15 protein-coding genes are annotated in these 14,405 nt (G+C 34.9%); 4 read left to right on the top strand and 11 right to left on the bottom strand.

Annotation, left to right across the window (positions count from 1 at the left end; all coding sequences use genetic code 11):
* The first annotated feature begins 1 nt into the window (after window position 1).
* The 4 genes from M899_RS12110 to M899_RS12095 are packed head-to-tail and all read left to right on the top strand — an operon-like array spanning window position 2 to window position 4,615.
* A complete protein-coding gene (locus M899_RS12110) occupies window positions 2-916 on the top strand; it encodes a GDP-L-fucose synthase family protein (RefSeq protein ID WP_034729248.1) in 915 nt (304 codons plus the stop codon).
* On the top strand, window positions 917-2,095 hold the full coding sequence (locus M899_RS12105; RefSeq protein ID WP_021271782.1) for a DegT/DnrJ/EryC1/StrS family aminotransferase: 1,179 nt from the start codon (window positions 917-919) through the stop codon (window positions 2,093-2,095).
* On the top strand, window positions 2,092-3,546 hold the full coding sequence (locus M899_RS12100; RefSeq protein WP_021271730.1) for a hypothetical protein: 1,455 nt from the start codon (window positions 2,092-2,094) through the stop codon (window positions 3,544-3,546). The genes M899_RS12105 and M899_RS12100 overlap by 4 nt, the downstream gene beginning before the upstream one ends.
* Window positions 3,530-4,615: an acyltransferase family protein gene (locus tag M899_RS12095; RefSeq protein ID WP_021271799.1), complete on the top strand. Its 1,086-nt coding sequence runs from the start codon at window positions 3,530-3,532 to the stop codon at window positions 4,613-4,615. Before M899_RS12100 ends, M899_RS12095 begins: the two co-directional genes overlap by 17 nt.
* Here the strand turns inward: M899_RS12095 and M899_RS12090 are convergent.
* Genes M899_RS12090 through M899_RS12040 form a run of 11 tightly spaced genes read right to left on the bottom strand, consistent with a single transcriptional unit; the run spans window position 4,612 to window position 14,297 of the window.
* Window positions 4,612-5,730, bottom strand: coding sequence for a DegT/DnrJ/EryC1/StrS family aminotransferase (locus tag M899_RS12090; RefSeq protein ID WP_021271834.1), 1,119 nt, complete (start codon window positions 5,728-5,730; stop codon window positions 4,612-4,614). The two genes, M899_RS12095 and M899_RS12090, sit on opposite strands and share 4 nt — an antisense overlap.
* Entirely contained in the window at window positions 5,717-6,154 is a 438-nt protein-coding gene (locus M899_RS12085; RefSeq protein WP_021271835.1) for a dTDP-4-dehydrorhamnose 3,5-epimerase family protein, read from the bottom strand. Before M899_RS12085 ends, M899_RS12090 begins: the two co-directional genes overlap by 14 nt.
* Window positions 6,142-7,242, bottom strand: coding sequence for a CDP-glucose 4,6-dehydratase (gene rfbG / locus M899_RS12080; RefSeq protein WP_021271856.1), 1,101 nt, complete (start codon window positions 7,240-7,242; stop codon window positions 6,142-6,144). Before rfbG ends, M899_RS12085 begins: the two co-directional genes overlap by 13 nt.
* Before the next feature lie 3 nt (window positions 7,243-7,245).
* Window positions 7,246-8,022, bottom strand: coding sequence for a glucose-1-phosphate cytidylyltransferase (gene rfbF, locus M899_RS12075; RefSeq protein WP_021271922.1), 777 nt, complete (start codon window positions 8,020-8,022; stop codon window positions 7,246-7,248).
* Window positions 8,023-8,024: 2 nt separating this feature from the next.
* Window positions 8,025-9,275: a hypothetical protein gene (locus M899_RS12070; protein WP_021271822.1), complete on the bottom strand. Its 1,251-nt coding sequence runs from the start codon at window positions 9,273-9,275 to the stop codon at window positions 8,025-8,027.
* A complete protein-coding gene (locus M899_RS12065; RefSeq protein WP_021271947.1) occupies window positions 9,269-10,300 on the bottom strand; it encodes a sulfotransferase domain-containing protein in 1,032 nt (343 codons plus the stop codon). The genes M899_RS12070 and M899_RS12065 overlap by 7 nt, the downstream gene beginning before the upstream one ends.
* 4 nt (window positions 10,301-10,304) lie before the next feature.
* Window positions 10,305-10,964, bottom strand: a complete 660-nt coding sequence (locus M899_RS12060) for a cyclase family protein (RefSeq protein ID WP_021271825.1) — start codon at window positions 10,962-10,964, stop codon at window positions 10,305-10,307.
* The gene (locus M899_RS12055) at window positions 10,965-11,885 is read right to left on the bottom strand and encodes a phosphoglycerate dehydrogenase (protein ID WP_021271889.1); all 921 of its coding nucleotides are present in this window, start codon (window positions 11,883-11,885) and stop codon (window positions 10,965-10,967) included.
* On the bottom strand, window positions 11,885-12,952 hold the full coding sequence (locus M899_RS12050) for an AroB-related putative sugar phosphate phospholyase (cyclizing) (RefSeq protein ID WP_021271777.1): 1,068 nt from the start codon (window positions 12,950-12,952) through the stop codon (window positions 11,885-11,887). The genes M899_RS12055 and M899_RS12050 overlap by 1 nt, the downstream gene beginning before the upstream one ends.
* Window positions 12,945-13,679, bottom strand: coding sequence for an SDR family NAD(P)-dependent oxidoreductase (locus M899_RS12045; RefSeq protein WP_021271813.1), 735 nt, complete (start codon window positions 13,677-13,679; stop codon window positions 12,945-12,947). The genes M899_RS12050 and M899_RS12045 overlap by 8 nt, the downstream gene beginning before the upstream one ends.
* A 12-nt stretch (window positions 13,680-13,691) precedes the next feature.
* Window positions 13,692-14,297: a D-sedoheptulose-7-phosphate isomerase gene (locus M899_RS12040; RefSeq protein ID WP_021271837.1), complete on the bottom strand. Its 606-nt coding sequence runs from the start codon at window positions 14,295-14,297 to the stop codon at window positions 13,692-13,694.
* Window positions 14,298-14,405 lie beyond the last annotated feature (108 nt).

Genomic DNA, 14,405 nt, shown 5'->3' with positions numbered 1-14,405 from the left:
GATGAAAATATTCATATCTGGTGGCTCAGGTATGGTTGGAAGAAACCTGCTTGAGCAACTTCAAAACAAAAACTTTGATATAGATGCTCCCTCTAGCAAAACTCTTAACCTTTTAAAAAAAGAAGATGTCTCAAACTACTTAAAAGGAAAAAAATTTGATTTTGTAATTCATTGCGCTGGTAAGGTCGGCGGAATTCAAGCAAATATGAAAGATCCTTTCAATTTTTTATACGAGAATCTTGAAATGGGTAAAAATTTGGTTCTTGCTGCTAAAGAAAATAATATCCAAAATTTTCTTAATATCGGTAGTTCTTGCATTTATCCTAGAAATTATAGCGAACCAATTAAAGAGTCACACCTTATGACGGGTGAGCTAGAACCAACAAATGAAGGTTATGCTCTAGCGAAAATTACAGTTTTAAAATTATGCCAATATTTAAATGAATCAACAAATCTTAGCTATAAAACAATTATCCCATGCAATCTTTATGGAAAATATGACAACTTTTCAGAAGAACGATCTCATCTAGTTCCTGCAATAATTAGAAAAGTGATTGAGGCTAAAGAAAAAGGTCTTGATAAAATTGTTGTCTGGGGGGATGGTAATGCAAGAAGAGAATTCATGTATACTAAGGATTTCGCTTCTTTCATTGAATATTCAATTCTTAACTTTGATAAGATACCAAATATCCTAAACGTAGGTTTAGAGTCTGATTTCACAATTAATCAATACTATAATGAAGTTTGTGCAATTTTAGGTTTTGAAGGAGTTCTTGAACACGATCTTACAAAACCAGTAGGAATGCTTAGGAAAAAAGTAGATACCTCTCTATTAAGTGAAACAGACTGGAAGCCATCATATTCCTTAAAACAAGGATTAAGTGAAACAATTGATTTCTATAGGAGTATTAAATAAATGGACAGCTACAGCCTTGCATCTAGCAGTTGGGACAAAGAAGAGATTACAGCAATTCAAAGAGTAATTGATAGTAATATGTTTTCGATGGGTAAAGAAGTTCAAAACTTCGAAAAAGCTTTCTCAGAATTCACTGGTTCAAAGTATTCAGTAATGGTTAATTCTGGTTCTTCTGCAAATCTTCTCGCTGTTGCAGCTTTATTTTATAAAAAAAATAATCCATTAAAACGTGGAGATGAGGTCATTGTTCCAGCAGTATCTTGGTCTACAACTTATTATCCTCTGTATCAATATGGCCTCAAACTTAAATTCGTTGATATTGATATTAATACTCTAAATTATGATTTAGATGCATTGAAATCATCTCTTACTGATAAGACTAGAATGATTGTCGCTGTAAATCTATTAGGAAATCCTAATTGCTTCGACAGTATTAATTCATTGATGAAAGAAAGAAACATAATATTAATTGAAGATAACTGTGAATCAATGGGTGCGAAGTACAAAGGTAAACAAGCCGGTACTTTTGGAACAATGGGTACATTCAGTACGTTTTTCAGCCATCATATTTCCACAATGGAGGGCGGGGTAATTAATACAGATGACGAAGAACTTTACCATATTCTCTTATCATTAAGAGCTCATGGTTGGACTAGAAATCTACCTAAAGAGAACCTTGTCACAGGTATGAAATCTGATAATCCATTCGAAGAATCGTTCAAATTTGTATTGCCTGGGTACAATGTACGTCCTGTAGAAATGAGTGGAGCGATTGGTATTGAGCAACTAAAAAAACTGCCAAAATTTATTAAAGAAAGAAGAGAAAATGCAAAGTACTTTCTAAAACAAATTAAAGAAATATCTTTCTTACGATATCAGCAGGAAATAGAAGAAAGTAGCTGGTTTGGCTTTGCAATTATTCTAAATAAGAATTCACCTGTTTCTAGAAATGAACTTGTCAAAATTTTAATTGAAAAGAATATTGATTGTAGACCTATCGTTGCTGGTAATTTTGCAAAAAATGATGTCATTAAATATTTCGATTATGAAATTCATCAAGATCTAAAAAATTCTGATTACATTGATAAAAATGGATTTTTTGTTGGAAATCATCAATTCAATATAAAAAGTGAAATTGATTTATTAATTAGAACATTAAAAGAAATTGATAATAGATGAAAATTATAGAACTAGATAAAACTCAAAAAAAAATAATCCTAATATCTTCGATAATATTAGTAATACAAGGCATTTGGGCAATATATGGATATGGATACATTGCCCAGGATTGGGGTTGGCACTCTTCTAAGATACTTGCCTATAAAGACACTGGTTTTTCATATAGTAATACAAACCCCCCAGGCTTCTATGTTCTCGGTTATCTTGTTGAAAGTGTCGTATCAACTCAATATGTATTCGAAGCTTATGCATTTCTACTACTACTGATTAATATTCTTGCTGTATTTTTCTTTGATATTCTCATTTTAAAAACCATCAAAAATAAAGCACTCCAAAATGGACTTATATTACTATTATCGTTCGTCCCCTTCAGAGTAATTCACTCAATCGTTATTTCATGTGACGCACTAACAGTTCTTCCGTTTATTCTCTCTGTATTTTATGTAAAGGATATTATTTCTACACAATCGACAAATAACGAAAAATCAAAAGCATGGTTAATTACTAGTTTCATGGTTTCGATCGGTCTTTGGTTTAAATATACTTTCGTAGGACTACTTCCTCCTCTTGGACTTCTTTATATAGTCAATTTTTTCAAAGATAAAAAAACTATTCATAATGTCCTGATTCCATTTATCGCACTTCTTATACCAACTAGTTTATTTCTCAATCAAATGTATCTAAGCTACAAGGCAAAAAGTGTTACAACCCATCAACACTGGGATAAAAGGGGTGGCCCTGCCGATATGAATATCATCGACATTACCTTCCCAAAATTTAATGATCTAAAACTATTAATGGCGCCTGATGATAGTATGTCGATAAGAGAAAATCATCGATTCAGTTATTTAGGTTTAATCCACTACTCACTCTACTTTGATGCACAAACGTTCTTTCAGAGATTAGCTGCAAAGGATTGGCCTAAAAAGTTTGGAAGTAGAAATCAAAACATCAGAGAGGCAGGAATTGATTCATTAGAAAATCCTAAAAGAAAAAGGCATAAAATCACAAAAGTTTTAAATCCCTTGGCTCTTGTTTTATCTTTGCCTATTTCATTTATTAGTTTATTTGGGCTACTTGCTATGTTTGTGACAATTACAAAACAATTAATAAATGAAAAGAAGTCTGATGTCACTTCAAGTTATATTAGCTCTGCACTACTATTAGCGATTGGTTTTCATTCAATTATCTTAATTCCATTGCCATTTGTGTTCAATACTTACAAGGCCGGATACTGGACACCAAGATTAATTATGCCTTCAATTTTAACTTATTTTATAGTTGGTTTTTACTGGTTAGAAAATGATGGTAAAACGATGTTTTTAAAATTCCTTCCTAAAGTATCAGGAAAATTCAAAAGTTTTGAAGCTTTTTTCGAAAAAAAATTTTCAGATAAACATATTACTTATTACTTTTTATTTTTGAGTTTTTTATATGTCTCGATTCTCTAACTTTTTAAATTCATCTCTTGATGATAATGGTCAGAATAATAACTGGAATCTTTTGAGGTTATTTTTAGCACTAATTGTTCTTTTTGGTCATTTCCCGAGTGCTGCTGAAGTCATGTATTTTATTCACCAAAAACTAAAGCTTAACTTCTTAGATGGTGACTTTGCAGTAAAGTCATTTTTTATTATTAGCGGCCTTTTAATTTCATCAAGCTATTTAAACAGTAAGAGCTTTATGAAATATTCTTTGAAAAGATTTTTTAGAATTTATCCACCCATAGTAATAACCGTTACAGTCGTTTTATTGAGCTCAATCTATTATGGGATTAATGAAAGAGAATATCTTCTATCAGTTTTTAATATGCTTGCTTTTCAAGATATGATGCCTATGGTGGGGGGAAAGATTTTCAATCTTCCTGAACATGGCAGATATTACGCCCACGGTGCTTTTTGGACACTAGTAGTAGAAGTTCAGTTTTATATTCTTGCACCTTTTCTACTTTTCTTTAAAGATAAACGTTATTTTCACTACATAAGTCTAATCCTATTTTTATATAGTGGTTATTGCTCTGAAGTGATTCATCAAAGCTATTATAGCGCTGAAACTCTAAATTATGCCCTATCATTTAGAACATCATTTTTTTCTTTTGCTTCGTACTTTTTAAGTGGCATATATTTAAAACTGTTTTTTGATCGCATAAAAAAGAGGAAAACGTTTGCATTCCTAATTTTATTTTCTATTCCAATGTTCTATGACAAATTTTACGGCCATATTTTAAGTCCTTGGATCCACTCTTTCAGTTATCCAATCGTTCTCGCAATTTTAGTGTTGGCCGTTGGACTTTTCATTCCTGCAATAAAAATTAAAATGCCAGATGTTTCGTATGGTGTTTATATTTATCATTTCCCAATCTTTAGCATAACTACTGCGATAGGTTTAAATAAATTAGGAAACCCATATTTAGAATTCTTTTCTATATTCGGACTATGTATTCTATTTTCTCTTCTATCTTATTATCTTATCGAAAATAAATTTATTAATTTTGCAAAAAAAATAAAGGCCTCTAATTAGAGGCCAAATTTATTGATCAGCTCAATCACCCTAGAAATATCACTAGAAGTTAAGTCCGGATGAATTGGAAGAGTCAAAATTTGTCCGTATAAAGTCTCAACATTAGCGAGAGGTTCAGACTTGTATTTAGATAAAAAGTGGTTTGGATAGTAGTGAACACCCGTGGCCACATTATTGTCTTGTAAATAATCTCTCAGGGCGTCTCTTTTGCCATCTTTTACTTTGATAACAAAGATATGTGAGCAGATATTTTTATAATCGAAATTGAAAAGTTCGATGGCCGAATTCATGTTAAGGCCCTCAAAGTATTGGAGAGCAATCTCTTGTCTTCTTTGCTTTAGGAAATCGAGGCGAGACAGCTGTGCTCTACCTAGAGCGGCCATAATGTCGCTCATATGATAGCGAAATCCTTGATGATTCACATCGAATACCCAAGATCTTTCACCTGAAAATCTTTTTTCTGTGTCTTTTTCCACGCCTAAAAGTCGGGCATCTTTAATTCTTTGAGCAAGGGTTTGATCAGCAGTGACGACGGCCCCACCTTCTCCACTTGTGATGTTTTTAATTCCATCAAAGCTAAAGCACAGGATATCTCCGATTGCGCCAACTCTCTTCCCATCACGTTCACATCCCACAGAGTGAGCAGCATCTTCGATGACTCTTAGATTGAACTCTTTTGCTAATTTGTAAACGGCATCAATTTGCAAACTGTTGCTTGCATAGTGAACAGGCATAATCGCCTTAGTCTTTTTTGTAATTTTTTTTCTCGCATCTTCAATACTGATAAATGCTGAGTCTAAATCCACATCACATGAAACAGGCGTTGCCCCAGTTGCAGAAATCGCCTGATAAGAAGCAACGTATGTCAAAGAAGGGACAAGAACTTCATCTCCTGGACCAATATCTAAACAGGCCAGAGTAATATGAAGAGCAGATGTTCCAGTGTTTACACAAATAACTTCGCCTTCACATCCAAAATACTCTTTTAGTTCAGATTCAAAAGCTTGAACTTCTTTTCCCATTCCAAAGTATTCATTATTCAATGCGCGCATTACCGCATCTTTTTCTGTTTGAGAAATTGAACATTTTGAAAGACGAATATTAGTTCCAGTCATATTGGATTTCCTCAAGAGATTTATTGATGGCCTCACTAGGATCGTGTTCAATCGAGGCCATATTTAACAACAGATTCTCACCTTGTGAGCGACCTTGAAAGGCCAACCAAACACCAGGAGGAACAGTTAATTTTTGATAGTTATTGCGCGATAAAATGATTTCTTGAAATTGTCCTTTCGTTTTAGAGTTCTCTCTATCATCAAAGGCCACAAATCTGATTTCCCCAAGTGGTACAACCAAATTCAAAATCATTTTAGTATGTAGCTTCCAGCCCTTAACAGAGCCGCAATTTACGAATGAAAAATAGGCCTCACCAAAAGACTTATAAGTCTCATCAGAGGCCTTCATCCCGTGCATAATATTGCCAAGAGGATGATCAATGATCTTTAATGGAGTAAGAACGAGTCCTTCTATTTTGTCCATTTCAACTCTTGTTCACATGCCATTTCTGAATATTCTTTAATTTGCCCAATAGTTAAATCGAACATATTTTTTTTCTCTTTATAGAAGCTGTAGTACCACTTACTTACAAAGCTAACAGTGCTCTTGTAATTCATTGTTGCTTGCCACTTCATTGAGAAAAGGGCCTTGTCACAATTAAGCTTCAGAAGTCCTGCTTCATTAAATGGTCTATTTTCAACTACAGAGTAGGCTTCATTTGCATTATCAAAGTGCCAGAACTTAGAAAGGTCTTCTAGTAGCTCAAGAACCGTTCTGTTTTGCTCTGCTCTTGGACCAAAATTAAATGCTTCACCATGAAGAGAATTATCAGATGAAATATCTTGTCCTAGGGCCAAGTAACCACTTAGTGGCTCGAGAACGTGTTGCCATGGTCTAGTTGCACTTGGTGAGCGAATTTCAACAACTTCACCATTACTCCAACTTTTCACGCAATCAACAACGATTCTATCTTTTGCCCAGTCACCACCGCCAATAACATTACCAGCGCGAGCAACAGCAATTTTCACGTTGCCATTTTCATCAGCAAAGAATGATTTTTGGTATGCGTGGATGATTACTTCAGCAGCGGCCTTAGAAGCAGAATAAATATCTTTTCCACCAAGAGCGTCTGTTTCTTTATATCCCCAACACCATTCTACATTTTCGTAACACTTATCACTTGTAATCATGATGGCCACACAGTTGTTTGTGAGAGCTCTCAGTGATTCAAGAACATGGGCAGTTCCCATTGCATTTACTTGAATTGTTTCAAGAGGGTTTGAATATGAAGTTGAAACGATGGCCTGAGCGGCCAAGTGAAATACAAAATCAGGTTTCTCTGCAACAATGACTTCTTTAAGCTGTTCGAAGTTTCTAATATCAAGTTCGTAATACTTAATTTTTTCACGAAGCTTTAGCTCTTCAAACATTGAAGGAGTTGTTGGAACACAGTCAGAAATTCCAACGACATTGGCCCCTAGCTCAAGTAACCATGTCGTTAGCCATGATCCCTTAAAGCCAGTGTTGCCCGTTACAATTACTTTTTTGCCTTTATAAATATTTCCAAACATCGCTTATTTCCAAACTTTCCAAGGAGCATCGCCAGAGGCCCAAAGATTATTTAAAGTATCTTTGTCTCTGATTGTATCCATACAGTGCCAGAAACCGTCGTGCTTGAACGCCATTAGTTGATTATCTTTTGCAAGATTCTCTAGAGGCTCTTTTTCAAGAATAGTCATATCACCATTTAAATACTTGAATACTTCTTTATTGAATACGAAGAAACCACCATTGATCCACCCTTCACCTACTTGTGGTTTCTCGTGGAACTGAGTTACTTTTCCTTCGTTAATTTCTAAGGCACCAAAACGTGCAGGAGGACGAACTGCTGTTACAGTCGCAATTTTTCCGTGTGACTTGTGGAACGCAACTAGCTTTTCAATATCTACATTTGCAACTCCATCACCATAAGTAAGCATGAATGTTTCTTCACCAGCAAGCTCAGACTCCAAACGGTGAAGTCTTCCACCAGTTAGAGAATCTTTACCTGTATCATTCAAACGAATAATCCAATCTTCACTAATTTTATTATTCTTATGCTCAATCTTTCCAGATCCAAGATTTACTGTAATATCGCAACTTCTTGTTAGATAATCTGTGAAGAATTCTTTAATAACGTGACCCTTGTATCCAAGTGCTGGTAAGAATTCGTTGTAACCATAGTGAGAGTAAATTTTCATAATGTGCCACAAAATTGGCATTCCACCGATCTCAACCATTGGTTTTGGTCTTAAGTTTGTTTCTTCAGCCAATCTTGTTCCTAGACCACCTGCTAAAATTACAACTTTCATACTCATCCTTTTATTAAAGCTCTGACTTTCTTAAAAATTCTATAAACTAAGGGAACTCGAAGCAAGTTCGCCTCTTGAAGATTGCTATATGTTAACTGAGTATTCATAACAGCTAAAACAAATTTTTTATATATTACATCTATGGAATGGTTTTTACTAACGTATTCGTAGCACTTTTGCCCATGGACTTCCTTGCGACGAAGCACCTCGTCAACAATAGTATCCAAACTTGTATTGTTATTTTGGTAGTGCTCTGAACCTATGTAATCGGCCACTGAAAAATTTTGTGACTCATAGAGAAATTTGAATATGTAATCTTGCTCCAACTCTCCATAAGTAAAATCAAGAAGCACAGTTGGCACCTTGGCAGCTCCACCTTCAAGGGCAGAAGTTCCCATCGCAAATAAAATATCGAGCTCTTTGATAAATCCAGTAAGCTCAGAGGGACCAATATGATCGATAAACTCGATCTCTAAATGATTGAAAGTTTTAACGGCATCTTTCAATTGCCCAATATAATCCCCTGTTCCGACCACAGTGAACTTAATTTTCTGACCAGATTTAGCACTGAGCTTCTCTAGTCGCTCAAGAGTATGTTTTAATATGAAGAACTTAAAATCTACAACACGACCAACCCAGCCAAAGTGGAGTTCATCTTTGGCCCTAGAAACTTCATTGCCAACAAATTGATCCTGACCAAGAAAAATAGGGAGATAAAAAGGATTATGAATCCTAAGGCCCAAATAGGCTTCAGTATTAGTTACATTTGGTCCATCGACAAAAACAATCGCACTTTTATTTTCCAACAGCCTTAGAAAATTCACACAAGTATTTTTGAAGGTGAACAGAAATGTTGAAAAGGCAAAACGAGAGAATTTTCTCGATTTTCCCATTAACTCTCTTAATCCAGGGAAAGTTGGCACGAGATTAAAAGGATGACAATTCCAAAAGAGAATTCTTGTATCTTGTTTATAATTAAAATTCTTAAAAATCGTCCATGGTGTCATGGACTGATAAATCATGATCGCCTGCTCAGGAATTTCAATTTGATCATCCGAATAGGGAATCAATTGAATTGAAGGATCTTTTTTATTCTTGGCCATAAATCCGTCTTCGAAATCGACGAGATAAATTCCTTTAAAGTCATCTTTAAAGTTTTGACCAATATATTCGGCCAATCTTAAAAATAAAAGAGATACACCACCTGTACCTCTATAGGGAAAAACGAATACGAGATTCTTGTCTTTTAACATAGATGCTCGCTAATAATAGAAACTGTCTTCTGGTCTGAGAACAACTTCCATTTGCCAATATTTTGTCCCGATTTCGACGGGTCAAAACACATTCCCTTTCTCACATGATCACTATCTTTTAGACCTAGATGAGAAATTATCTTTTTAAGGGATTCATCATAATTCTCTACAAGATCTTCAAATTTTAAAATCAATACGCGATCGTCTTGATTCTTAGTTAAATGATCCATATATAATTTGTAGCGTGTGATAAAATTATTCAAATTATCTGTCGCTAGAAATGACTTATTGATACCGTCATTTTCAACCGCTTGCAGCGCCTTATCCGATTCGCTGACGTTAAATGAACTCAATCCAGAAACATAAATATCGCGAGGATCTCTAGTTACGATAATTGATTTTGCAGACTTTAAAAGATTAAGACTGCGAGCAGGATTAAAGGCCTCAAATGCGTTATTAAGAACAACTTTATTTGAATCTTTGCATATTTGATTAAATAGAGCGTTCATAAATTTTGAAAACTCATTCGCAAAGTTCTCTCCATCACAAAGAAGAACTTCTGAACAAACTTTCTTATGAAAATCGAATTTACGATAGAACTTATTAAAAAATCTTTGAGGTGCGGCCATCTCATACGAATCGTATGGCCAATATGCCTTATATGACCCTTTGATGAAGCTATCTAAAAACTCATTGGCAAGTTTTGTAAATTGACCATGAAAAACAGAGTCATATCGATTACCAGTTGATTGAGCGGCCGCCCATAAGTTCAAACTTGACTCTGAACGCCCTACAAGATTAACAAGCTTTTGAAATCTGCGAACAGCATTGTGAGATCTAACAGGTGACCAGTCTTCGCAAAGTGCGTGATACAAATCAAGAACACCACCAGGTGCTCTCACGAGATCAAACTCGAATGAATTTGCGGGAACAAATATTCCTTCAAATTCTCTTAAAATATCTACTACGGCACTTTTTCCAGAACTGCCGACACCGGAAACATCAATAAATTGTTTCTCTTCCATGAAACTATACCTCGGCAACGACTGTTACTTGTCCACCGTCAGCATCCTTTACTAACAGTGGAAATATTTGAACAGACTTAGGTGCTACTTTAAGTCCATCTAACTTCATATCTTCGACAATCAAGATAGGATTTCCCTCTAAACTTGGATCGAGATAATTTTTATGAGCAACTCTCCCCTCTGGGCGAAATTGATAACTTGTTAATGAAATGAAATCAAAACCAATGAATTTTAAACTTGGTCTATTCTCTCTTAAAAGTGAACCAGAGCAAGGACTCATCCCAGGTCCATTATTCCAATACTCAAGATTGCCTCTGTGTTTTTGGTGTCCTGTTTTAATAATGAGAAACTCAGTATCTTTAGAGATGGTTTCTAAATAATCATCTAATTTGATTAGTTGATTATCCATATTAGGAATCTCAATCATTTGAACTTTTGCAGAAACCCAAAAGCTTGGATCGTAATCACTTATTGTTTTTCCATTTTCTGAAAAATGCTTTGGGCAATCTATATGAGTACCGATATGATTATTAATCACCCATTCTTGCTGATTACAGCTATCTCCACAGCACATATTCTTTGTTTTTTTAACAAAGAAACCCTGATTACCGCCGTAACCAGGAGTGCTTTCTTCTAAAAAATGAGACAAGTAGATTAATGACATTTAATACTCTACAAAATTTTCCAGACCGTTAATTGCTCCCATTCCCATAGCGAGAACAGCTTCTTTTGCAGACCCGCCAATATGGGGAGTGATGTAAAAGTTTTCCAGAGAAATTAACGGATTATTTTTTGGTGGTTCTTCAGCTAGTACATCAAAAGCGGCACCAGCGATTTTCTTTTCAATCAATACACTATAAAGATCGTCTTCATTAACAATACGGCCTCTTGCTGTATTGATAAGAATTGCCGTTTGCTTCATAAGAGCGAATGAATCTTTATTGATCAGATTGATCGTATCACTTTGACAAGGAACGTGAATACTGACGACATCAGATTGACTGAATACAGTCTTCATATCAACTTGTTCTACATTATATTCTTTACAGAAATCTGATTTATCTAAAACATCACAAGCAATTATGCGACAATTAAACGGCTTTAGAAGTTTAACAAGATCTTGTCCAACATTACCAAGACCAACAATTCCATAAGTTTTATCAGTTAGCTGATTTCCAAGAAATTGTTTCCATCCGCCATTTTTTACAAACTCGTAAGATGAGAAAACATCTCTAATCATACCAATTGCAAAACATAGAGTAAGCTCTGCAACGGAACGCTTGTTGGCCCCACTGGCCCAACCAAGCTTAATGCCCTTCTCTTTCATGGCCGCAAGATCTAAGTTATCAAGCCCAACACCATACTTTGAAATAATTTTTAAGTTAGGAAGTCTATCGAGAATACTCTTATCGACTTTCTCAAGAGCAATGATTGCAGCATCAGCATCTTTTAAGTACTCATAAAGCTCTTCACCTGCCAGGCTAAGCCCTTCAGTATTTAGCTTAACATCTGAATACTTCTCTAAAAGACTTGATGTCAGGTCTTTATTAGCTGAAAACGAACGTGAAGTGACTGCAATTTTCATTAAATTTCCTTAAGCACTTTATTAAAGAAGTCTTGGCAATGACTTTCAAGAACAGTGTTCTTATCAAAGAACATTTTCTGAACTTTTAAATCTTTGTTAATCAAGATTACTGCAAATTGATTGCTCTTATTTTTCTTATCTTTTCCTAGGGCACCAATGAAGCTATCAAAAGGAATTACAGTTTTCTCAAAGCCTTTATAATTTTTAACAAGACCTTCATGAATTTCGTTGTAAAGCTCTTCTGAGATATATCCTTCTCTCATAGAAACATAATTTGCAATATCCATTCCTAGAGTTACAGCAACTCCGTGAGGCATTCCAAAATTTGTAGCAGACTCAATGGCATGACCAAATGAGTGACCGTAATTCATTACATTTCTAATACCTTTATCAAATTCATCAACTTCAATAATTTTTTTCTTAATTTGAAGTGATTGATAGAGGTGCTTAATCATTGTTTCAGCATTGTTTAATTGGTCGTAGTCTTTGATAAGATTACGATATGAATCGATTGAATCAATGATATGAACTTTAATCATTTCACCAATACCTGATCTGACATCATCGTACTGAAGAGTTTTTTGAAATTCAGTAGAGATATAAACAGAACGAGGTGGATTGAAAGTTCCGATTAAGTTCTTATATTTTTTGTAATTGATAGAACTTTTTGAACCGATGCAAGAATCTGATTGAGCAAGAAGTGTTGATGGAAAGAAATCCCAATCAATTCCTCTATAAAGAGTTGAGGCTATAAAACAAGTGATATCTTGAGTAATACCACCACCTATGGCCACTAATTTGTGATCACGTTTAATTTCATTATCAAGAAGAAGATCAAGATAAGTATCAACCTTCTCAAAGCTCTTATTTTCTTCCGTTGCATTCACGGGAACAATTTTCAAATTCTCGAATTTAGAAAATTGGTCTTTATATAGATTCAATACATTTTCATCAATGATGAAGTGTGTTTGATTGGCATCATACTTTCCGATAATGCTAAATGGATCGTTCTCGAAATATACTTGATATGCACCAGTATAAGATTGAATTTCAAATGTTTTAGACACAGGTAAATCCCCCATCAATTAGAATATTTTGTCCTGTAATAAATGTATTCATATTACTTCCAAGAAATAATACGAGATTTGCAACTTCTTCAGGCTTGCCAAGTCTTTTCGCTGGAACACTTGAAACAAGTTCATCTATTTCAGCTTGAGATAAAATTGTTCTAGTCAATTCAGTGTCAATAAAACCTGGACCGACAGAATTCACTAGAACATTGTCTGCGGCATAGTCCACGGCCAATGTTTTAGTCATGCCCTTGATAGCAAACTTACTTGTTGTGTAAGAAAGTCTTTTCGATCTCGTCACATGACCAAAAATAGAAGTGATATTAACAATTCTTCCCCAGTTATTCTCACGCATATGAGGAATAACGGCCTTCACTAGTTCAAAGGGTCTTTTCACATTAATCAACTGGATATTATCAAAGTCTTCAGTAGCAATTTCATGGGCCAAGGAAACTTTGTTAATTCCTGCGTTGTTAATAAGGATATCAATATTAAGATTTTTTATAGTTTCTAGAAATGTTGCGAATTGTTCGTTGTTTTGAAAATCGACACAGTGATAAAAGAGATTGTCAGCAGCTTTTTCATTGAGTTCATTGATTTCAACCTGGTTTCTACCGTTCGTGTGAACGGTAGCTCCAGCGTTTAAAAATGATTTTACAATTTCAGCCCCGATTCCCCTAGTTCCGCCAGTGACAAAAACGTTTTTGCCAGATAGGTTCATCATTTAAAAGACCTTTTAGTTTCTGATTAATTGGTAAAGGTAATTTCCGATCATGTGATCTAGTACCATGTGAACGTCTTCAACTGGACCGTACTCACCCTTAGCTGTAGTAACAACAATACTGCTGTCACACATATCTTTTAGCTTACCACCATCAAAACCAAGAAGACCTACAGTCTTATTGCCTTTTGATTTTGCGTAATCAACAGCTCTTACAAGGTTTTCAGAATTTCCTGAAGCAGAAATAACTACGACAACGTCGCCGTTTTCCATATAAACTTGAAGTTGTTTTTTGAAGATTTCTTCGTATCCATTGTCGTTACCAAGAGCTGTAATAATAGCATTGTTATCTGTGAAGCTCATGGCCTTAAATGGCTTATCGTATTCTCTTGTTCCGATACCGATATCATTTGCAAAGTGAGAAGCTGTTGCAGCACTTCCACCGTTACCTAGGAAGATTACTCTTTTACCTTCTTCTCTGGCCTTAAGAATATCGTTTACGAATGACTCGATTGCGTCGAAGTCTAGAGTCTGTAACAATGATCCAAGGTAAGTCACGTATGACTTGCAAAAACTAGATGCACTTCTATTTTCGCTAAAGATTTTTTCAACTTGATTCATTGCTCTGGCCCCTGAAAATAACGTTATAATAATTACGGAAAATACTAACAGAGTGCTTTTCTTGAAGTCAATAGAACTTACTAAATATTATTGTATTATAAACCCCTT

Origin of the sequence: Bacteriovorax sp. BSW11_IV, assembly GCF_000447755.1 — a bacterium.
Taxonomy (GTDB): domain Bacteria; phylum Bdellovibrionota; class Bacteriovoracia; order Bacteriovoracales; family Bacteriovoracaceae; genus BSW11-IV.
The sequence above is the reverse complement of the archived record's forward strand: the minus strand, read 5'-3'. Positions and strand labels throughout refer to the sequence as shown.